This window comes from Kribbella sp. NPDC104740 (genome assembly GCF_055583505.1).
In genome coordinates, this window is sequence record NZ_JBVJNV010000007.1 from 308704 (window position 1) to 327237 (window position 18534).

The 18534-nt window shown below is 70.0% G+C and carries 19 protein-coding genes; 7 read left to right on the forward strand and 12 right to left on the reverse strand.

Annotated elements, in window-relative coordinates:
* Positions 1 to 28 precede the first annotated feature (28 nt).
* The 3 genes from ACZ6Z4_RS31950 to ACZ6Z4_RS31960 form a co-directional block, all read right to left on the reverse strand.
* Positions 29 to 1174 carry a CU044_5270 family protein gene (locus tag ACZ6Z4_RS31950; protein WP_465572884.1) on the reverse strand — a complete coding sequence of 382 codons (1146 nt, stop codon included), beginning with the start codon at positions 1172 to 1174 and terminating at the stop codon, positions 29 to 31.
* A 1-nt stretch (position 1175) separates the two neighbouring features.
* A complete protein-coding gene (locus ACZ6Z4_RS31955) occupies positions 1176 to 1811 on the reverse strand; it encodes an RNA polymerase sigma factor (RefSeq protein ID WP_465572891.1) in 636 nt (211 codons plus the stop codon).
* A gap of 181 nt (positions 1812 to 1992) precedes the next feature.
* Positions 1993 to 2316 (reverse strand): hypothetical protein, encoded by a 324-nt coding sequence (locus ACZ6Z4_RS31960; RefSeq protein ID WP_363664708.1) that lies wholly within the window; start codon positions 2314 to 2316, stop codon positions 1993 to 1995.
* A 143-nt stretch (positions 2317 to 2459) separates the two neighbouring features.
* Between ACZ6Z4_RS31960 and ACZ6Z4_RS31965 the strand changes: the two genes are divergently transcribed.
* Positions 2460 to 2792, forward strand: coding sequence for an STAS domain-containing protein (locus ACZ6Z4_RS31965; RefSeq protein ID WP_465572900.1), 333 nt, complete (start codon positions 2460 to 2462; stop codon positions 2790 to 2792).
* A gap of 84 nt (positions 2793 to 2876) precedes the next feature.
* On the forward strand, positions 2877 to 4853 hold the full coding sequence (locus ACZ6Z4_RS31970) for a protein meaA (protein ID WP_465572903.1): 1977 nt from the start codon (positions 2877 to 2879) through the stop codon (positions 4851 to 4853).
* Here ACZ6Z4_RS31970 and ACZ6Z4_RS31975 read toward each other — a convergent pair.
* Positions 4847 to 5341, reverse strand: coding sequence for a pyridoxamine 5'-phosphate oxidase family protein (locus ACZ6Z4_RS31975; RefSeq protein ID WP_465572908.1), 495 nt, complete (start codon positions 5339 to 5341; stop codon positions 4847 to 4849). The genes ACZ6Z4_RS31970 and ACZ6Z4_RS31975 overlap by 7 nt on opposite strands.
* 82 nt (positions 5342 to 5423) lie before the next feature.
* Here ACZ6Z4_RS31975 and ACZ6Z4_RS31980 point away from each other — a divergent pair, with 82 nt between their 5' ends.
* Both ACZ6Z4_RS31980 and ACZ6Z4_RS31985 read left to right on the forward strand, forming a co-directional pair.
* Positions 5424 to 7343, forward strand: a complete 1920-nt coding sequence (locus ACZ6Z4_RS31980; RefSeq protein WP_465572912.1) for a hypothetical protein — start codon at positions 5424 to 5426, stop codon at positions 7341 to 7343.
* On the forward strand, positions 7343 to 8140 hold the full coding sequence (locus ACZ6Z4_RS31985) for an alpha/beta hydrolase family protein (RefSeq protein WP_465572916.1): 798 nt from the start codon (positions 7343 to 7345) through the stop codon (positions 8138 to 8140). The genes ACZ6Z4_RS31980 and ACZ6Z4_RS31985 overlap by 1 nt, the downstream gene beginning before the upstream one ends.
* Here the strand turns inward: ACZ6Z4_RS31985 and ACZ6Z4_RS31990 are convergent.
* Positions 8133 to 8840: an isocitrate lyase/PEP mutase family protein gene (locus ACZ6Z4_RS31990; protein WP_465572921.1), complete on the reverse strand. Its 708-nt coding sequence runs from the start codon at positions 8838 to 8840 to the stop codon at positions 8133 to 8135. The genes ACZ6Z4_RS31985 and ACZ6Z4_RS31990 overlap by 8 nt on opposite strands.
* A 3-nt stretch (positions 8841 to 8843) precedes the next feature.
* On the reverse strand, positions 8844 to 9308 hold the full coding sequence (locus ACZ6Z4_RS31995; RefSeq protein WP_465572926.1) for a carboxymuconolactone decarboxylase family protein: 465 nt from the start codon (positions 9306 to 9308) through the stop codon (positions 8844 to 8846).
* Between the two features lie 46 nt (positions 9309 to 9354).
* On the opposite strand from ACZ6Z4_RS31995, the gene pdxR reads away from it, so the two are divergent.
* Complete coding sequence (gene pdxR / locus ACZ6Z4_RS32000; protein WP_465572929.1) at positions 9355 to 10764, forward strand: MocR-like pyridoxine biosynthesis transcription factor PdxR; 1410 nt, start codon at positions 9355 to 9357, stop codon at positions 10762 to 10764.
* On the opposite strand, the gene ACZ6Z4_RS32005 is transcribed toward pdxR, so the two are convergent.
* The 6 genes from ACZ6Z4_RS32005 to nucS form a co-directional block, all read right to left on the reverse strand.
* Entirely contained in the window at positions 10747 to 11670 is a 924-nt protein-coding gene (locus tag ACZ6Z4_RS32005; RefSeq protein WP_465572934.1) for an FAD-dependent oxidoreductase, read from the reverse strand. The genes pdxR and ACZ6Z4_RS32005 overlap by 18 nt on opposite strands.
* A 61-nt stretch (positions 11671 to 11731) precedes the next feature.
* The gene (locus ACZ6Z4_RS32010; protein ID WP_465572940.1) at positions 11732 to 12829 is read right to left on the reverse strand and encodes an esterase-like activity of phytase family protein; all 1098 of its coding nucleotides are present in this window, start codon (positions 12827 to 12829) and stop codon (positions 11732 to 11734) included.
* A 25-nt stretch (positions 12830 to 12854) separates the two neighbouring features.
* Positions 12855 to 14021 (reverse strand): nucleotide sugar dehydrogenase, encoded by a 1167-nt coding sequence (locus ACZ6Z4_RS32015; RefSeq protein WP_465572943.1) that lies wholly within the window; start codon positions 14019 to 14021, stop codon positions 12855 to 12857.
* Positions 14022 to 14084: 63 nt separating this feature from the next.
* Complete coding sequence (glmS, locus tag ACZ6Z4_RS32020; RefSeq protein WP_465572948.1) at positions 14085 to 15905, reverse strand: glutamine--fructose-6-phosphate transaminase (isomerizing); 1821 nt, start codon at positions 15903 to 15905, stop codon at positions 14085 to 14087.
* 25 nt (positions 15906 to 15930) lie between these two features.
* Positions 15931 to 16206, reverse strand: coding sequence for a hypothetical protein (locus ACZ6Z4_RS32025; RefSeq protein WP_184796256.1), 276 nt, complete (start codon positions 16204 to 16206; stop codon positions 15931 to 15933).
* Between the two features lie 90 nt (positions 16207 to 16296).
* Complete coding sequence (gene nucS / locus ACZ6Z4_RS32030) at positions 16297 to 16956, reverse strand: endonuclease NucS (RefSeq protein ID WP_363664682.1); 660 nt, start codon at positions 16954 to 16956, stop codon at positions 16297 to 16299.
* A 120-nt stretch (positions 16957 to 17076) separates the two neighbouring features.
* Here nucS and ACZ6Z4_RS32035 point away from each other — a divergent pair, with 120 nt between their 5' ends.
* Together ACZ6Z4_RS32035 and ACZ6Z4_RS32040 are read left to right on the forward strand one after the other, a co-directional pair.
* Entirely contained in the window at positions 17077 to 17988 is a 912-nt protein-coding gene (locus tag ACZ6Z4_RS32035) for a class I SAM-dependent methyltransferase (RefSeq protein ID WP_465572953.1), read from the forward strand.
* The gene (locus tag ACZ6Z4_RS32040) at positions 17985 to 18494 is read left to right on the forward strand and encodes an NUDIX hydrolase (protein ID WP_465572956.1); all 510 of its coding nucleotides are present in this window, start codon (positions 17985 to 17987) and stop codon (positions 18492 to 18494) included. The genes ACZ6Z4_RS32035 and ACZ6Z4_RS32040 overlap by 4 nt, the downstream gene beginning before the upstream one ends.
* Positions 18495 to 18534: the final 40 nt, after the last annotated feature.

Sequence of the window (18534 nt, forward strand, 5' to 3'; positions counted from 1 at the left end):
CGGAGCTGGTGACAGGGGAGGAGTGGAGCTAGCGGATGGCCTTACTGGGCGGCGTGGGCCGCTCGTCGGTCCAGCCGGACTCCAGGACGACAGTGGCGCCGGTCTTCCGGCCGAGGGACTCCGAGCTCAACAGCCGGCCGGTGGTGGTGTCCACGATGTACCGGGCGCTGCCGCTGAACAGAGTGGTCGGTTCAGCGCCGGGCTTGGTGCCCAGGTCGCTCCAGTCGTAGGTGAACGCCGTACCGGTCCGGCCGATCGGGTCCTTGACGCCCTGCTCCAGCTCGGCGCCAGGAAGCATCGACAGCACTCGCAGGGCGGCGCCGCGCAGCTTCGGCGGCGAGGGCGCCTCGAACAGCAGCCGCCCGGCCGCGTTGAACACGGTGTAGTCGATCTCGGCCTGCGTCGCCCCCGGTTGCGCACCGCCGGCCAGCAGCTTGCGCAACTCCTTCGGGTCCGTCGGCAGCGCCTGGATCTGCTGCGCGGTGACCGGCTTGATCCCGCTCAGGTAGTACCCGGGCGGCACCTGGTCGAAGGTCATCTTGTTGACCACCGGCTCACTCGGAGCCATCGTCACCGGGTCCACCTCGTACGACAGCTGCCACGACGTCGGCGAGCCCTGCGCCCTCCAGCGGGCCGTGTCGGCCGGGGTGGCCGGCCGCGCGCCCAGGTCGACCCAGCCGAACCAGGACTCGACGCCCTGCTTCATCGGCATCCAGCTCTCGGTGATGCTGCGCCGCTCCAGCTGGTACGACGGCTTGCCGACCGTCGTCGTGCCGCGCACCTGCAAGCTCCGGACCCGGAAGTACTTGCCCGAGACCTTCTCGTTCCGCTCCTGCTTGACCGCCAGGTCCAGCAGCACCTGGCTCGCGGCGCTGCGCAGCTGCGGTACGGACGTCGTACCGGGCGCTGGTGCTGCGTCCGAGCCGGAGCCGTTGCCGGGGGAGAGCAGTACTGGCGTCGCCAGCGCTGCCAGCGCCACCGTGGCCGCTGTAGCGGTCAGCACGATGCCGACGCGACCAGAGCGCGCTGCGGCGTACCAGCGGTTGGCTCTGCTCGGCGGAGTCGCCTCAGCCCTGACCAGCGCCTCCAGCTCGCGCCGGGCCTTCGCAGTGGCCTCTGGCGTCGGGCTGGGCGGCTCAGGGAAGGCCGAGCGGATCTTGTCGAGGTCGTCCATCTCAGTCCTCCTCCAGCCTGGTCGGGTCCGTGTTGCCCAGATGCTCCCGTACGACGCGTCTGGCGCGCGACAGCCGCGAGCAGACCGTGCCGTACGCGATCCCCAGCGCCTCGGCGACCTCGTCGTAGCTCAGCCCGCCCAGCGCGACCAGCATCAGCACCTCGCGGTCCTTGCTGGACACCTTGGCCAGCGCGGCAGCCAGCTGGCGCCCGGCGCTCTCGGCGGTGACCTGTGCGGCGACCCGCTCCTCGTGCCCGCCGGACGGCAGTGGCAGCGGGAGCTTGGCGGTCGCCCGCCAGGCCCGGACCTCGTCGCGCCGGTGCCGGCGGATCAGGTTGGTGGCGATGCCGTACAGCCAGGCGCGGACCACGCCGCTGCGGCTGTCGAACCGGTCCCGCTGCCGGAACGCGATCAGGAAGGTCTCCGAGGACAGGTCGTCGGCCAGGTCCGGCCCGAGCCGGCGGGCGACGTACGCGTGCACCTGGGGGAAGTACTTGTCGAAGATCAGCGTGAACCGGTCGGGACTGCGCACGGTCGACTCCAGCAGCCGGGCGTCCTCGTCGGGCACGACCTGAGCCCGGACGGCGGCCGGACGGCCTGGCAACGCGACGGTCGCCAGCGCGAGGTCGGGGGTCATCGAGCTCCTCACTCGACCGGCCTGGGCAGACCCCGGCTCGGGGCCCGTGGCAGCGGCGCTGCCGTTCGGCTCACCCTGTTCTTGTCCGATGTCCCCAGAACCCTTCTCGTACCCCCGACACGTTGCCGCGACGTTGACGCGCGAGGGGGCCCGCCGGTGGACACGGCGGGGAAATCCGGGCTCAGGAGGCGTCGAGGAAGCCCCGGGCCGCGGCCTCGTCCTTCGGCCAGACGTAGACCGACCAGCCGTCGCTGGTCCGGGCGGCGGTCGCCTTGATCCCGAGATCCTTCAGCTTCGACACCGCCACCCGGGCCTCGTTGTACGACGTGGTGGTCCGGACGTCGACCAGCAGCCCGAACTTGTCCTTCTCGGCCGGGGAGTAGTCGGTACGCCGTACGAGTGACCCGCCCTTGGCCTTGGAGAACGCCCAGCGGCACAGCAGCACCACGCCACCGGTCAGAGCGATGGCGACCACGGGGAACAGGAAGTACCGGTCGGCGAACACACCCCATTGTCTCCCACCACATCCGGCACGGAATTGAAAGGTTCCGAGGTCTTGGCAACCTCCCGGGTCCCCGGGGAGTCTTTACCAACACACGCTGCAGTGCGGCCAACTCGGGGGCTGCCGGAAGAGCGGAGGGCACGGACATGGTTGAACCGACCCCAATCGCAGGTTCCGTCAACGACAACGTGGTCCGGCTGGCCGGACTGCTGGACGTCCGCTCGGTGGGCGACGCCCGCCAGCGGCTGAACGACCTGATAGACCGCACCGCCGGCGACGTGGTGGTCGACCTGGAGGCGGTCGACGCGCTCGACGCCACCGGTCTCGGCCTGCTCGTCGCCACCCATCGCCGGACCCAGCTGCTCGGGCGGCGGCTGGTCCTGCGGCACCCGGTTCCTTCGGTGGTCCGGATCCTCGCGGTCACCCGGCTGCACCGGATCCTGGCGGTCGAGAGGACCCCGTTGCCGAGCGTTGCCTAGGTCTCACCGCTGTGACTTAAGCCGCTGGTGACACCCGTCACGAGCTGCGGACTCACAAGGGCACACAGTCCTACTCTCGGGTACATGACCGCGAAGGACCGTCCCTGGGTGATGCGTACGTACGCCGGCCACTCGTCGGCGGCCGAGTCCAACGCGCTGTTCCGGCGCAACCTGGCCAAGGGCCAGACCGGGCTGTCGGTCGCCTTCGACCTGCCCACGCAGACCGGGTACGACCCCGACCACGTGCTGGCGCGGGGAGAGGTCGGCAAGGTCGGCGTCCCGGTCGCGCACCTGGGCGACGTACGGGCGCTGTTCGACCAGATCCCGCTCGCGCAGATGAACACCTCGATGACGATCAACGCGACCGCGATGTGGCTGCTCGCGCTCTACCAGGTCGCGGCGCAGGAGCAGGGCGCGACGCCGGACGAGCTGACCGGGACCACGCAGAACGACATCGTCAAGGAGTACCTGTCCCGCGGGACGTACGCTTTCCCGCCGGACGCGTCGCTGCGGCTGACCACCGACCTGATCGCCTACACGGTCACCAACGTCCCGCAGTGGAACCCGATCAACATCTGCAGCTACCACCTCCAGGAGGCCGGCGCCACGCCGGTGCAGGAGTTGGCCTTCGCGCTCTCGACGGCGATCGCCGTACTCGACCGGGTCCGCGACGGCGGTCAGGTGCCGACGGAGCGGTTCGGCGACGTCGTGCAGCGGATCTCGTTCTTCGTCAACGCCGGCGTCCGGTTCATCGAGGAGACCTGCAAGATGCGGGCCTTCGTGCAGCTGTGGGACGAGATCTGCCTCGACCGGTACGGCGTGACCGAGGCGAAGGCGCGCCGCCTGCGGTACGGCGTACAGGTGAACTCGCTCGGCCTGACCGAGGCGCAGCCGGAGAACAACGTGCAGCGGATCGTGCTGGAGATGCTCGGCGTGACGCTGTCCAAGAACGCCCGCGCCCGCGCCGTCCAGCTGCCGGCCTGGAACGAGGCGCTCGGGCTGCCGCGACCGTGGGATCAGCAGTGGTCGCTGCGGATGCAGCAGGTGCTCGCCTACGAGTCGGACCTGCTGGAGTACGAGGACATCTTCGACGGCTCGCACGTGATCGAGGCGAAGGTCGCCGAGCTGGTCGCCGGTGCGCGCGAGGAGATCGACCGGGTGCAGGCGATGGGCGGTGCGGTCGCTGCGGTCGAGACCGGGTACCTGAAGCAGGCGCTGGTCGCCTCGCACGCCGAGCGGCGGCAGCGGATCGAGTCCGGTGAGCACGTGGTCGTCGGGGTGAACAAGTTCGAGAACACCGAGCCGTCGCCGCTGACCGCCGACCTGGACACGGCGATCCAGACCGCCGACCCGGGCGCTGAGGCTGCCGCGCTGAAGTCGCTGGAGCAGTGGCGGGCCGCTCGCGATCCTGAGGCCGTCGAGGCCGCGCTGGCTTCGTTGCGCGAGGCGGCCAAGGGCACCGACAACCTGATGCCCGCGACGCTGAGCTGCGTGCGCGCCGGGGTGACGACGGGCGAGTGGGCCGGCGTGCTGCGGGAGATGTTCGGCGAGTACCGCGCGCCGACCGGGGTCTCAGGTTCGGTCGGGGTCTCCGGCGCGGGCGCCGAGATCGCGGCCGTCCGGACGAAGGTCTCCGCGACCGCCTCCGAGCTGGGCGGCCGGCTGCGCTTCCTGGTCGGCAAGCCGGGTCTCGACGGGCACTCCAACGGCGCCGAGCAGGTCGCCGTACGGGCTCGTGACGTCGGCTTCGAGGTGATCTACCAGGGCATCCGGCTGACCCCCGAGCAGATCGTCGCCGCCGCGGTCGCCGAGGACGTGCACTGCGTCGGCCTGTCGATCCTCTCGGGCTCCCACATGGAACTCGTCCCGCAGGTGGTCGCCGGACTGCGCGAGGCCGGGCTGTCCGACGTACCGGTCGTGGTCGGCGGCATCGTCCCCGACGGCGACGCCCGCGCCCTGAAGTCAGCAGGCGTCGCCGCGGTCTACACCCCGAAGGACTACGACCTGACCGGGATGATGTCGGACGTCGTCGACGTGATCCGGCGGGCGCACGGTCACTGAGCCTGTTGCGCCTTGGCGTCGATCAGGTCCTGGACGTCCTTGGGCAGCGTGGTCTCGAAGTCGATCAGTTTCACCCAGGTCGGGGTGACGGTGATCCGGACCATCTCGTCGTACAGGTCCTTCACGCCGGCGGTCCAGCCGACGTGCTGCTCGTCGGTCATCACCTTCTTGCCGGAGAGGATGTACTCCTCCGGTACGCCGGGCTCGAGCTTCTGCTCGGTGGTGCCGCGGATCAGCAGCACCTTCGGCGGGAAACCGGCGGTGTCGAGGGTGAACGCGACGTGCGGGTTCTTGCGGAGCGCCTTCAGCTTGGCGGCCTTCGGGACGGTGAAGATCTGCAGCTGGGCGCCGTCGAAGTGGAAGCCGATCGGGATCACCCGGGGTTCGCCGTTCACGGCGACGTACGACATCCGGGCCGGCTGCGGGGCGAACAGCAGCTGCTGGGCGTAGGGCTTGGCCAGGATCTCGGCGATCTCTTGCTGGTTCATCTCGGTGTCCTTCGTGGTTGGTGGGGCTGACAACCAGGGGACGAAGCTCGGCGGCGGCTCTCGACATCGATAGGTTGGGGAAATGCCGGAAACTTTTGCGCTGGGGGCCGGGCAGGTCGAGGTGGGGGACGACGGTTCGGTTTCGGCCGTGGATCGTCCAGGGCGGTCGATGCTGCTGCCGGACGGCGCATGGCACGATCCGGCGCATCACTGGGGCAAGGGGTTCGTGATCGCGTCTGGTGGGAGCTATCGGTTCGACGCGCCGGTGATGACCCGCTGGCGGTCCAGCGGGATCGACCTGCTGTACCGCCTCGGGCCGCTGGAGCTGCGGGTGGGGCGGCGGTTCGGGGAGCGGTGGACGGAGACGTACGAGCTGCGCAACACCTCGGCTTCTTCTGTCTCGGTGGGCTCTTTGGCGGTCAGTACGCCGTGGCGCGATCTCTACAGCTCCAGCCGCGAGAGCCTGCGTGGTGCCGTCCACGCCCATGTCTGGACCGGCGGCGCCGACTCCTGGGTCTGGGCGCAGCCGATGGACGGCAGCGGGCCCGGCCTGGGGCTGCGGATGATCGAGGGCGAGCTCTGGGCGTACTCGGTCGAGTCCCGCGACAGCGTCACCAGCAGCAACAGCCGCGGGCACCTGTACCTGCACGTCACCGACCATGCGCGGTCGCCTGATGCGTTCGGCGGCCAGGAGGCTGTCGTGCTGGCGCCGGGGGAGTCGTACCGGTGGACCTGGCAGCTGGAGTGGTTTGACTCGCTGGCTGACTTCCGGGCGAGCTGGCAGCCGCTGGTGTCGGCTCCTGAGCTGGCTGGTCTGGTCGGCTCGTCGCTGCCGCTCTCGCTCGCTCCTGGTGTTTCCGGGCCTTCAGCGGTTGTTGGCTCGGAGCCTGGTGTCCGGTACGTCGAGGTGACCGACGGCAAGGTCCGCTCGCGCGTCGGCCTGCTCTTCCACGACCCGCTGCGCGAGATCGTCGAGCGCCGGATCCGCTTCGTGCTCGACCACCAGCGCCCAGTGGAGCTGACCGACAGCCGCCGCTTTTCCTTCGTCCCGTACGACGCTCGCACGGGTCTCCGCATCCTCTCCGCCGGCTGGCGCGACTGGTCGGACGCGCGGGAGCGGATCGGTACGGCGCTGCTTCTGCAGGAGGCGCGCGACCTCGGCTGGGGTTCTCGTGCCGAGCTGGACGAGGCGCTGGCGGGCTACCAGCAGTTCGTCATGGAGCACCTGATCGCGGCGGACGGCACGGTCGCCGACGACAGCCTGCACGAGAGCCGGACGCGGCTGTACAACTTCCCGTGGTTCGCCCGCTTCCTGCTTGGCCAGGGTGATGTCGCTGGCGCGGTGCGGGTGCTCGACCGGTACTACGCGCTGGGCGGCGACCACTTCCTCGCGTTCGACCTCGGCCCGCTGCTGCGTGCGCTGGCTGCGCTGACTTCTGACGACACAGCTGCTCGCCTCCGGGGCTACTTGTCACGGCATGCCGCAGCGTTCATCGAGTACGGCGACGACCTGCCGCCGCACGAGGTCAACTACGAGCAGTCGATGGTCGCGCCGCTGCTGGAACTGCTGCTGGCGGCGTACGAGGAGGGCATGGTCCCGCTGGAGGAGCTGACGCGGCGCCTGCCCTGGCTGACGGCGTTCGCCGCCGACCAGCCCGACGTACGGCTGCGGCACGTTCCGATCCGGCACTGGGACGGCTACTGGTTCGGCCTGCTCCGGCTGTGGGGTGATGTGTTCCCGCACTACTGGTCGGTGCTGAGCGCAGCTGTCTACCTGACCTGGCCGACCGACGAGCTGCGCGCGGCGGGTGAGGCGATCCTTCGGGCGAACCTCGCCAACTTCCACCAGGACGGCTCGGCCACCTGTGCGTTCGTGTACCCGAGCGCGGTCAACAACCTGTCCGCGCACGTCGCTGATCCGTTGGCGAACGACCAGGACTGGGCGCTGGTCTACGCGCTCCGCCTATCCGGCGGCTCGCTGGGGACGAACCCCTCGACATGATGACCAGACGACGCCTGCTGCTGGCGGCAGCCGTCACCACTCTCACTGCTTGTGCTTCTAGTACGCCTAGTGGCACTCAACAGATCCGGTACGGCAGTGACGAGTCCCAGGTCGCCGACCTCTTCCTCCCACCCGGCGAGGGTAAGGTCCCAGCGGTAGTGGTGATTCACGGCGGCTTCTGGATGAGCGGCTACGGCAAAGACCTCGCCACCCCGCTCGCCGAGGACCTCATCCAGCACGGCGTAGCGGGCTACGCGATCGAGTACCGCCGCGTCGGCAACGGCGGCGGCTGGCCCGCCACCTTCGACGACGTGGCGGCCGCCATCGACGCACTGGCCGACCAGCCGCGGATCGCAGCTGACCAGGTGGTTGCCGTCGGGCACTCAGCTGGTGGTCACCTCGCGGTGTGGGCCGCCGGCCGCTCTGGGCGAGTTGTGCTGAAGGGCGCGGTCTCCCAAGCCGGCGTACTCGACCTGGTGAACGCCTACGACGCACAGATCGGCGGCGACGCGGTAGCCCAGCTCATGGGCGCCACACCGACGCAGGACATGAAGCGCTACACCAGCTGTTCGCCGTACGAGCAGGTGCCGTTGAAGGTCCCAGTCGCGTTGGTCCACGGCACCCGCGACGCACAGGTGCCGCTGGACCAGAGCCAGCGCTACCTGACCGCAGCGAAGCGCGCTGGTGGACAGGTGACGCTGACCGAGCTGCCCGGCGTCGGGCACTTCGAGCTGATCGACCCGAAGCACGACGCCTGGGCAGCCTGCCGCAAGGAGGCCCTGCGGCTGCTCAGCTGAGCTCGGGCAGCAGCTTCCGGAAGCTGTCCATCAGGTACGAGTGCAGGCTGGTCCCGTACGAGATCCGCGTCGCACCGGCCGCGATCAGCTCGGCGGCCGTTGGGCCGTTCGGGGCCGCGTGTGCGTTCAGCGGCCCACCGATCACCTGCTTCAGCTCCGGGATCGTCTCCACCGGCGCGAAGATCGGGTACACGCAGTCCGCTCCGGCCCTGCGGTACGCCCGGCCACGAGCGATCGCCTCAGCAACCGTCCCACCGTGCAGGAACGAGTCGATCCGGGCATTGACGACCAGGTCAGCCCCAGCAACCTCCCGTACGCCGGCCAGGTAGTCCGCGTGCCGCTCCGGCTCGGTCAGCCCGGCAGCGGTCGAGTCCTCCAGGTTGCAGCCGGCAGCTCCGGTCTCCAGCAACCGCTCGGCGAACTCCCGCGGGCTGAGCCCGTACCCGGCCTCCATGTCCGCAGTGACCGGCACGTCGACCGCCCGCACCATCCGCGCGACCACCGCGAACATCTCCGCCGGAGGCGTCAGCTCGCCGTCGTCGTACCCGATCACCCGGGCGGCCGCGCCGCCGCTGGTCGCCACCGCCGGGTACCCGGCCTCGGCGACGATCTGGGCACTGACCGGGTCCCAGGCGTTCGGCAGCAGCAGCGGGACGTCCCCGTGGTGCAGCGCTCGCAGGCTCTCCGCGTGGCTGGCCACTGGTCAGCTCGGGGAGTAGTCGCCGGGCTCCAGCCGGCAGGTGACGCCGACCCGGTTCCAGGCGTTGATCATGATGATCAGGCTGATCAGCTGGGCCAGCTCCTTGTCGTCGTACTGCTCGGCGGCCAGCGCGTACACGTCGTCGGGCACGTGGTCGACGCTGATCAGCGTGATCGCCTCGGTCAGCGCCAGCGCGGCCTGCTCGCGCGGGGTGAAGAACTTGCCCGCCTCGCGCCAGGCGGCGACCAGGTGCAGCCGCTGCTCGGTCTCGCCCTCGTGGCGGGCGTCCAGGGTGTGCATGTCGAGGCAGTAGGCGCAGCCGTTCAGCTGCGAGGCCCGGATCCGGACCAGGTGGGCCAGCAGCGGGTCGATGCCGATCGCGGACTGCTCGTCCAGCGCGAGCAGCGCCTGGTAGAACTCGGGGGCCAGGGCCGGGAGCTTGACGCGGCGTTTCGTCGGTGTACTCATACGACCAACGTAGTCAGGGACCGGCCCAGGGGTATGGTCCATTTCCATGACGGATCTGAGGGCCATTTCGTCGGAGGCGGGAGCTTCTGAAGCCGGGGCCGATCTGCACCTGGACCTGACCGGCAGGCGCGGCCGGGCCGACCTGGTCACCGCGCTGCACAGCTCGATCCGCAGCGGCCGGCTGGTCCCCGGGACCCGGCTGCCGTCGTCGCGGACGCTTGCCAAGGACCTGGGCATCGCCCGCAACACCGTCGCGGACGCGTACGGGCAGCTGGTCGCCGAGGGCTGGCTGACCGCCCGCCAGGGCTCCGGCACAGTAGTGGCCGGCCGCCCGGGCCTGACGCCACCACCGGCCCCGGCTGAGCGTCCCGCGGCCCGCCGCTTCCGCTACGACCTGCGCCCCGGCTCGCCGGACGTCGCCACCTTCCCCCGGGGCGAGTGGCTCGCCGCAGCCCGCAAGGCGCTGTCAGCCGCCCCCAACGACGCCTTCGGGTACGGCGACCCACGCGGCCGCCCGGAGCTGCGCCGCATGCTCGCCGACTACCTGGCCCGAGCCCGCGGCGTCCACGCCGACCCGGAGCGCATCTTGATCTGCTCCGGCTACGTCCAGGCGCTCAACCTGCTCAGCGAGGCCCTGCGCAACCAGGGCGCCACCACGATCGGCGTGGAGGAGTTCGGCTACGACCTGCACTGGGACGTGATCCGGACGCGTGGCCTGAAGGTCGCGCCGGTCCCGGTCGACGAGTACGGCGTACAGCCTGATCAGCTGGCCGGTCAGGCCGTGCTGCTCACTCCGGCCCACCAGATGCCGACCGGCGTACCGATGGTGGCTGAGCGGCGTACAGCTGCGTTGGAGTGGGCTCGCGACACAGGTGCCGTGCTGATCGAGGACGACTACGACGGCGAGTTCCGCTACGACCGGCAGACGGTCGGCGCGCTGCAGACACTCGACCCGGAGCGCGTCGTCTACACCGGTACGGCGAGCAAGAGCCTCGCGCCCGGACTCCGCCTGGCGTGGATGGTCGTCCCGCAGCACCTGATGGAGCCGCTGCTCGCAGCCAAGCGCACCGCGGACCTGCAGACCGCCACACTCGACCAGCTGACGCTCGCCGAGTACATCGACTCCGGCCACTACGACCGGCACGTACGACGCTCCCGCCTGCACTACCGCCGTCGCCGCGACCGCCTGGTCGAGCTGCTCGGCGTCCGGGCGCCCGGCGTACGGGTGGCTGGGATCTCAGCCGGGCTGCACGTCCTGCTCGACGTACCCGGGGATGCGCAGGACATGGTCCAGCGGGCAGCTCGGCAGGGGCTGGCCGTGGCGGACCTGAACAACTACCACTTCTCCGGTGAGTCGACCCGGCAGGCGTTGGTGGTCGGCTACGGCACGCCGCCCGACCACTCGTACTCCGGCGCGCTGGACCTGCTCTGCCAGGTGCTAGGCGTTCTTGACTAGCGCCAGCACCTCGTCAGCGCAGCCCCACGACAGGGTGACGCCGGAACCGCCGTGGCCGTAGCAGTGCACAACCGTCTGGTCTCCGACGCGGACGCTCTCGCAGCGGACCGCGGGGCGGGCAGGGCGGAGACCGACGCGGTGCTTGAGGATCTTGGCCTGCTTCAGCTGCGGGATGTGCACGGCCGCTCGGTCGAGCATCGCCTGAGCGGTGTCGGGCCGGACGGCCAGGTCCCAGCTGTCCGGCTGGCTGGTGCCGCCAATGACGATGTCCTTCGACCGCGGTACGACGTACGTGAGGTCGGTCGGGCTCTGGTCAGCCAGCAGCCAGTCGGTGAGCCCGAACTGCTCGACGGTCAGCACCTGGCCGCGGACCGGCGTCACGGTCGGGTCGCCCGCTGTCAGGCGGGCGCCGAGCCCGGCACAGTTCACGACGACGTCGGCGGTGTTCGGCAGGGCTGAGAGCGCCGAGCGGGTCAGCGAACCGCCTGCTGCCTCCAGCCGCTTGACCAGATACTGCAGGTAGAGCGGCATCTCGACCACTGGCGTGGTGAACGCCCAGCCGTCCTTGAACCCTTGCGGCGGCGCTCCGACGCGCTCGAAGTCGCTCAGCACGTCGGCCCAGGCGGGGAGCGGAGTCGACTGGGTCAGGTACTCGCGGCCGCGCCGCAGCTGCACCGACGACTCGTTGCGGGCCAGCTCCACCAGTTCGGCGTACGTCGTACGGGCCCAAGCGGCGACCCGGTCCGCCGGAGCGGACAGGAACGGGTACCAGATCGCTGCTGCGACCGCGCTGGTCGTCTCCAGCGGGAGGTCCCGCGCGAACACCCCGACGTCGTACCCCGCCTCGGCCAGCCGGACGGCAGAGGTCAGCCCGATCACGCCGGCACCCACCACGATCACGCGCATCCACAGATTGTCACCTGTGCACCACAGTCCCCGCTAGTCACAGCGGGGACTGTGGTGGCGCTCAGTGCAGGTCCACCGCCAGCGAGTAGAGGCGGGTGATCTGGGTCGCGCCGTCGTTGTCGTCGGACAGCAGGTACAGCTGGCGACGGCCGCCGGGGAGGTAGCCGCCCAGGGCCAGCGCCTCGACGTTGTCGAGCAGCGGGTTCGGCTGGGGCTGCTTGGCGACCGCGCCGGACGGCGGGCAGTCGACCAGGTCGAACAGGAGCTTCTTCTGGACGTAGTCGCGGGCCGGGAGGTCGGCGAGCGACTCGCGCTTGGTGACGTCCGGGGCGTGCTTGGTGGAGACCGAGAAGACCCGGATGGTGTTGCCGACGTCCGGGACGAACGTGCGCTCCATCGAGACCAGCTGGTTGCGGCCGACGACGGCGAGCTCGACCAGGCTCAGGCCCGGGTCGGTCTTGTAGGCGAGCTGGGCGACCGGCTTGTACGCGTGGCCGGGCAGGCCGGCGTACCGGATGATGCGGTTGCGACCGCGCTCCTCGGCGTCGGTGCCGTCGGGGGAGAGCGGGCCCTCCATTCCGGCGTACAGGCTGAGGCCGTCGGGGCTGACGGCCAGCGACTCGAAGGTCGCGTTGCCCGTCGCCTGACCGGCCGGCGCGACCTGGAAGCGCGACGGGACCGGCAGCTCGCCGATCTGCTGGCCGTCGGACAGGCGGAAGCGCCGGATGCTCGGCTCGCGCTCCGAGGTCGCCAGGATGGTCCGCGCGCCGCGCTCGACGACCAGACCCTCGCCGTCGAAGTCGGCACCCGTGTACGGCGTACCGTCCGGCCGGCGCAGGATGGTCATCCCGTCGACCGAGACCGTGGGCTTGCTGCTGATCCGCAGGTCGAACACGCGGGCGGGGGAGGTCTGCACGTTGTCCACGAGCGCCACCGCGTGGCCCGGGCGGGTCACGTTGAGCGCGGACAGGCCGGAGACCTTCTGGCCGGCGTACGTGGTCTTGTCGAGGCTGTCGGTGAAGCCGAGGAAGCGGGCGTCGCGCGAGCACGAGGCGCTGTGACCGGGGGAGCCGGTCGCGACGGCCGGGACGACGGTGGTGAGGGAGGCGGTCAGAGCGGCGACCGTGACGGTCGCCGCGAGTGGAGCCTGCCAGCGCATGAATGTCCTTCCGGGGAGGTGGCTGCTACTCGTCCATGTGGAAGACGTCACGGGTGTAGACCTTGTCCTGCACGTCGGCCAGCTCACCGGTCAGCCGGTTGGCCACGATCACGTCGACGGAGTCCTTGAACTCCACGAGGTCGTTGACCACCGGCAGGCCCTCGAAGCTGTCGGCCTCCAGCGCCGGCTCGTGGACCACGATCTCGGCCCCGGCGCGCTGCAGGCGGCTGACGATGCCGAGGATGCTCGAGGACCGGAAGTTGTCCGAGCCCTCCTTCATCACCAGCCGGTAGATGCCGATCCGCTCCGGCTTCGCGGCCAGGATCTGGTCGGCGACGAAGTCCTTGCGGGTCGCGTTCGACTCGACGATCGCCTTCATCAGCCGCTGCGGGATGTTGTCGTAGCTGGCCAGCATCTGCCGGGTGTCCTTGGGCAGGCAGTAGCCGCCGTAGCCGAACGACGGGTTGTTGTAGCCGGCGCCGATCCGCGGCTCGAGGCTGACGCCGTCGATGATCGCGCGGGTGCTCAGGTCGTGCTGGGCCGCGAAGGTGTCCAGCTCGTTGAAGTACGCGACCCGCATCGCCAGGTAGGTGTTCGAGAAGAGCTTGACCGCCTCGGCCTCGGTCGAGCGGATCGCCAGCACGGGCGTGTCCGGCTGCGCCGACCCTGCGAGCAGCAGCTCGGCGAAGCGCCGGGCCGCCGGGGTGTCGTCGCCGACGATGATCCGGGCCGGGTGCAGGTTGTCGTGCAGCGCGTGGCCCTCGCGGAGGAACTCCGGCGAGAACACCACCTGGCGCCCGTACTCGGCCGACATCCGCTCGCTGAACCCGACCGGCACCGTCGACTTGACCACCGGGACGGCGGTCGGCGAGACCTCGACGACCTTGCGGATCACCGACTCCACCGAGGAGGTGTCGAAGTTGAGCGTGGTCGGGTCGTAGTCGGTCGGCGTGGCCACCACGACGTAGTCGGCGCCGGCGTAGGCATCGTCGGCCGCGGTCGTCGCCCGCAGGTTCAGCGGGGCGGTGGCCAGGAACTTCGACAGGTCCTCGTCGACGAACGGACTCTCCTGGTTGTTCACCAGGTCGACTCGCTCCTGGGCGATGTCGACGGCGACGACCTCGTTGTGCTGCGCCAGGATGGCGGCGTTCGAGAGTCCGACGTACCCCAGGCCTGCGACGGCGATCTTCATGGTCAGGAGGCTACCGGGGCGAGGTGACGGGCGGCCCGCGGGGAGCCGCCCGTCACCTGGCGACTACTCGACAGTGACCGACTTGGCCAGGTTGCGCGGCTTGTCGACGTCGTGGCCGAGCGCGACCGACGCGTGGTAGGCCAGCAGCTGCAGCGGGATCGTGAGCAGGATCGGGTCCAGCTCCGGCTCGTTCTTCGGCACCCGGATCACCGCGGCCGCACCGTCCGGTACGGCGACGCCGTCGTGCGTCACGACGTACAGGGGGCCGGAGCGGGCCGAGATCTCGTGCAGAGCGCCGATGTTGCGGTCCAGCAGCTCGTCGTCCGGGACGATCGCGACGGTCGGCACGTCCGGCGAGATCAGCGCCAGCGGGCCGTGCTTGAGCTCGGAGGTCTGGTACGCCTCGGCGTGCCGGTAGGAGATCTCCTTGAGCTTCTGCGCGCCCTCGCGGGCGACCGGGTAGCCGCGGGTGCGGCCGACGAAGAACAGGCTCTCGTGCTGCGACAGCCGCCCGGCGATCTCGGCCAGCTCCTGCTCGGTGTCGACGATCGCCTGGATCTGCTCGGGGATCTTCTTCAGGCCGTCGATCAGCCGGCGGCCGTCGGCGGGGGAGACGTCGCGGATCCGGCCCAGGTGGATGCCGAGCATCGCGAACCCGACCGCCATGTTGGTCAGCGCCTTGGTCGACGCGACCGACACCTCCGGGCCGGCGTGCAGGTAGACGCCGCCGTCGACCTCACGGGCGATGCTGGAGCCGACCGCGTTGACCAGGCCGATCACCCGGCCGCCCTTGCGCTTCAGCTCCTGGACGGCGACCAGGGTGTCCAGCGTCTCGCCGGACTGGCTGACCGCGACGTACAGGGTGTCCCGCTCGACCACCGGGTTGCGGTAGCGGAACTCCGACGCCGGCTCGGCGTCGGCGGGGATCCGGGCCACCTCCTCGATGAACTGGGCGCCCAGCTGACCGGCGTAGTACGCCGACCCGCAGCCGAGGATCTTCACCCGCTTGATCTCGCGGGCCTCCCGGGCGTCCATGTTCAGGCCGCCCAGGTGGACGGCGTGGAAGCGCTCGTCGAGCCGGCCGCGGATCACCCGCTGGACCGCCTCGGGCTGCTCGTGGATCTCCTTGACCATGAAGTGCTCGTGCGCGCCGCGCTCGAACTCCTCGGCGTCCCACTCGACGGTCTTCTCGGTCTTGGTGGTGGTCCGCGAGTCCTGGGTGAAGGTGCGGTAGCCGTCGGCGCGGACGGTGGCCAGCTCGCCGTCGTCCAGGTAGACGACCTGGCGGGTGTAGCGGATCAGCGCGGCGGCGTCCGAGGCGACGTGCATCTCGCCGTCGCCGACGCCGAGGATCAGCGGGCTGCCGTTGCGGGCGACCACGATCCGGTCGGGGAAGTCCAGGTCGACCACGGCGATGCCGTAGGTGCCCTCGATCCGGCGCAGCGCGGCCAGCACCTTGTCCTCGAGGGTGTCGCCGTCGGCCTGCTCGATCAGGTGCGCGAGGACCTCGGTGTCGGTGTCGGAGCGCAGCTTGACGCCGGCCTCCTCGAGCTGGGCGCGCAGCACACCGGCGTTGTCGAAGATGCCGTTGTGCACGACCGCGATCCGCTCGTTGGTGCTGGCGTGCGGGTGCGCGTTGTCCTTGCTCGGGCCGCCGTGGGTGGCCCAGCGGGTGTGGCCGATGCCGACCTTGCCGCCGAAGCGCTTGGGCAGCGAGGCCTCCAGCTCACGGACCCGGCCGGCGTCCTTGTGCACCTTCAGCTCGCTGGAGCCGACCACTGCGACACCTGCCGAGTCGTACCCGCGGTACTCCAGCCTTGCCAGGCCGTCCACCAGGATGGGGGCGGCCGGCTTGGTGCCGACGTACCCGACGATTCCGCACATGGGATGGGGTTCCTTTCGCTGTTGGTCAGCCGTAGACGATCCGTCGTAGCTGCCGGGCAGACAGTTCGGGGGAGCGGACCGGCCAGTGCCGCAGCTCGTCGCCGAGCCGGGCGAAGATCTCGTCGTTGCGCGCGCCGTAGGTCTGCAGCTCGCGGTGCCGGCGCCGGACGTACTCCTCGGTGGTCTCGGTGAAGTACGCGAGCACGTCGGCGACCACCCGCCGGGCGTCCTCGGTGGTCAGGCCGGTGGTCCGGCTGACCTGGTCGACCAGCTCGTCGCTGGGCTGCGTCACCTCACTCATCACCCGACAACTGTGGTGGTTGGACGCAGATATGCCAAGGATCTGCCCGAAATCGGGCAGATCCGGCTGTTTTCTCAGTTTCTGACGGAACTAGAACAGTCTGAGGACGTCGGATTCCATCCCGCGGAGGGCGTCGTAGTCGACCGTCACGCAGTCCAGACCACGGTCGGTGGCCAGGAACTGGGCCTGCGGCTTGATCAGCTGGGCGGCGAACACGCCCCGCACCGGCGCCAGCAGCGGGTCGCGGTTCAGCAGCTCGACGTACCGGGTGAGCTGCTCGACGCCGTCGATCTCGCCGCGGCGCTTGATCTCGACCGCGACGTGCTTGCCGTCGGCGTCACGGCAGAGCAGGTCGACCGGTCCGATCGCGGTCGGATACTCCCGGCGGACCAGCGTCCAGCCCTCACCGAAGGTGGTGACGTGCTCGGCCAGCAGCTCCTGCAGGTGCGCCTCGACGCCGTCCTTGATCAGCCCGGGGTCCAGCCCCAGCTCGTACGACGTGTCGCTGAGCACCTCCTCGAAGGTGATCCGCAGCTCCTCGCCGGCCTTGTTCGTGACGCTCCAGACGCCCTCTTCCTCGGTCAGCTTGCACGGAGGAGACATCCAGTTCAGCGGCTTGTACGACCCGCCGTCGGCGTGGATCAGCACCGAGCCGTCGGCCTTCACCATCAGCAGCCGGGGAGCCATCGGGAGATGGGCGGTCAGCCGTCCGGAGTAGTCGACGGAGCACTTCGCAATCACCAGGCGCACGAGGAGACACCGTAGTGCAAAGTCCGGAAGAGTGCCGGAAAAGGGCCGGTTGCGTTCCTGGTGTGTGTCGGGGCCCGGGTGCGAATCTGAACGTACGACCACTTCCTGGGGGAATGCCGAATGAACCTGATGTGCCCCGCCCGAATCCTGCTGCCGCTGCCGGGGACGCCGCCGGAGGCCTTCGCGGCTGAGCGTGTGACAGCGGTGTACGCCGCGACGCTCGATGCTGCCGCGCCGCCGCCTGACACCGCCGCGGAACTCGCGGCCGCGCTCGGCCTTCCCGTGGCCCTCGTTGCAGACCCGGCCGAGCAACTGCAGGAGATCTCGGACCTTCATCGAGGCGAAACCGTCGTCCTGCTCGGCACCGACCTCGGCGTCCGCCTACCAGCAGTCGTCGAACACACCGGCGACGGCTGGACAGCGGTCCCCGCCGACGGTCTCCTCCGAGCCGCCAACGCAATCACCATCGACGCGTACGAGCATCGCGCAGACTCCTTCCGCAACAGCATCCCGAAGGAACCGAACAACGACCTGATCAGCCTGGTCGACAAAGCCCTGCCTTCCGGCGGCACGCTGCTCGAACTGGGCAGCGGCACCGGCCGCGACGCCGCCGAGCTGGAGCGCCGGGGCCACCAGGTCCGCCGTACCGACGCCACCCTCGCCTTCGTCGAGATGATGCGCAACGACGGCTTCAAAGCCGACCACTTGAACGCCCTGACCGACGACTACGGCGGGCCCTACGACCTGGTCTTCGCCGATGCCGTCTTCCTCCACTTCACCCCCGACCAACTGGCTCACGTCCTCACGTCCTGCGCCAAAGCAGCCCCGCTGCTCGCCTTCACCACCCGCGCGGGCGAAGGCATCGAGTGGTCCACCCGCTACCTCGATCTCCCACGCCAGTTCACCCTCTGGCAAGAAGCCCCACTCCGAGCCCTCCTGGCCGCCACAGGCTGGCAGGTCCAGCACCTCAACCACGGCGAGCACGGCTCCAGCCAGTGGTTCCACGTCCTCGCCTCCAGGACCACCGAGTGATCCGCGCCGGCATCATCCTGCTCACCGACGGCGGTAGCACTGACGACGACGTCGCCGGAGTCGGCCTCGCCGCCATCGAACGTGTCCGCTCGGGCCTCCGCTACCACACCCTCCCCGGCGGCGGCGTCGAAGCAGGCGAGACCTCCGCCGAGGCCGCGGTCCGCGAGGCCCACGAAGAGCTGGGCCTGATCGTCAAACTCCACGGCCTGGCCGCCATCGTGAACTTCCGCCTCACCACCCAGCACTACTACCTCGCCACCACCCTGAGCGGCACGTTCGGCGAGGGCACCGGCGCCGAGTTCACCTCCCCACCGACCACGGAGTCCGGCACCTACCGCGCCGTCTGGCTTCCACTGACCGACCTCACCCAGGAGAACCTCCGTCCGATGCCCATCGCCACCGCCCTCCAGTCCGCTGCGAGCCCTCAGCAGCTCCTGAAGACCTGGCTCACCGAACCACCGACCTTCGACGAACATCCACCTGCAACCACCGGAAAGGAGGTGTGAGGTTGAACTCGCAGGTGACTCACCTCATGGGCAGACCACC

What these genes read in the sequence shown, in the direction of transcription:
- ACZ6Z4_RS31985 (WP_465572916.1), top strand. Translation starts at nt 7,343, where the DNA reads ATGACCAGACGACGCCTGCTGCTGGCGGCAGCCGTCACCACTCTCACT.
- ACZ6Z4_RS31955 (WP_465572891.1), bottom strand. Translation starts at nt 1,811, where the DNA reads ATGACCCCCGACCTCGCGCTGGCGACCGTCGCGTTGCCAGGCCGTCCG.
- ACZ6Z4_RS31965 (WP_465572900.1), top strand. Translation starts at nt 2,460, where the DNA reads ATGGTTGAACCGACCCCAATCGCAGGTTCCGTCAACGACAACGTGGTC.
- ACZ6Z4_RS32025 (WP_184796256.1), bottom strand. Translation starts at nt 16,206, where the DNA reads ATGAGTGAGGTGACGCAGCCCAGCGACGAGCTGGTCGACCAGGTCAGC.
- ACZ6Z4_RS31970 (WP_465572903.1), top strand. Translation starts at nt 2,877, where the DNA reads ATGACCGCGAAGGACCGTCCCTGGGTGATGCGTACGTACGCCGGCCAC.
- ACZ6Z4_RS32005 (WP_465572934.1), bottom strand. Translation starts at nt 11,670, where the DNA reads ATGCGCGTGATCGTGGTGGGTGCCGGCGTGATCGGGCTGACCTCTGCC.
- ACZ6Z4_RS31975 (WP_465572908.1), bottom strand. Translation starts at nt 5,341, where the DNA reads ATGAACCAGCAAGAGATCGCCGAGATCCTGGCCAAGCCCTACGCCCAG.
- ACZ6Z4_RS32035 (WP_465572953.1), top strand. Translation starts at nt 17,077, where the DNA reads ATGAACCTGATGTGCCCCGCCCGAATCCTGCTGCCGCTGCCGGGGACG.
- ACZ6Z4_RS31995 (WP_465572926.1), bottom strand. Translation starts at nt 9,308, where the DNA reads ATGAGTACACCGACGAAACGCCGCGTCAAGCTCCCGGCCCTGGCCCCC.
- pdxR (WP_465572929.1), top strand. Translation starts at nt 9,355, where the DNA reads ATGACGGATCTGAGGGCCATTTCGTCGGAGGCGGGAGCTTCTGAAGCC.
- ACZ6Z4_RS31980 (WP_465572912.1), top strand. Translation starts at nt 5,424, where the DNA reads ATGCCGGAAACTTTTGCGCTGGGGGCCGGGCAGGTCGAGGTGGGGGAC.
- ACZ6Z4_RS32010 (WP_465572940.1), bottom strand. Translation starts at nt 12,829, where the DNA reads ATGCGCTGGCAGGCTCCACTCGCGGCGACCGTCACGGTCGCCGCTCTG.
- ACZ6Z4_RS31950 (WP_465572884.1), bottom strand. Translation starts at nt 1,174, where the DNA reads ATGGACGACCTCGACAAGATCCGCTCGGCCTTCCCTGAGCCGCCCAGC.
- ACZ6Z4_RS32015 (WP_465572943.1), bottom strand. Translation starts at nt 14,021, where the DNA reads ATGAAGATCGCCGTCGCAGGCCTGGGGTACGTCGGACTCTCGAACGCC.
- glmS (WP_465572948.1), bottom strand. Translation starts at nt 15,905, where the DNA reads ATGTGCGGAATCGTCGGGTACGTCGGCACCAAGCCGGCCGCCCCCATC.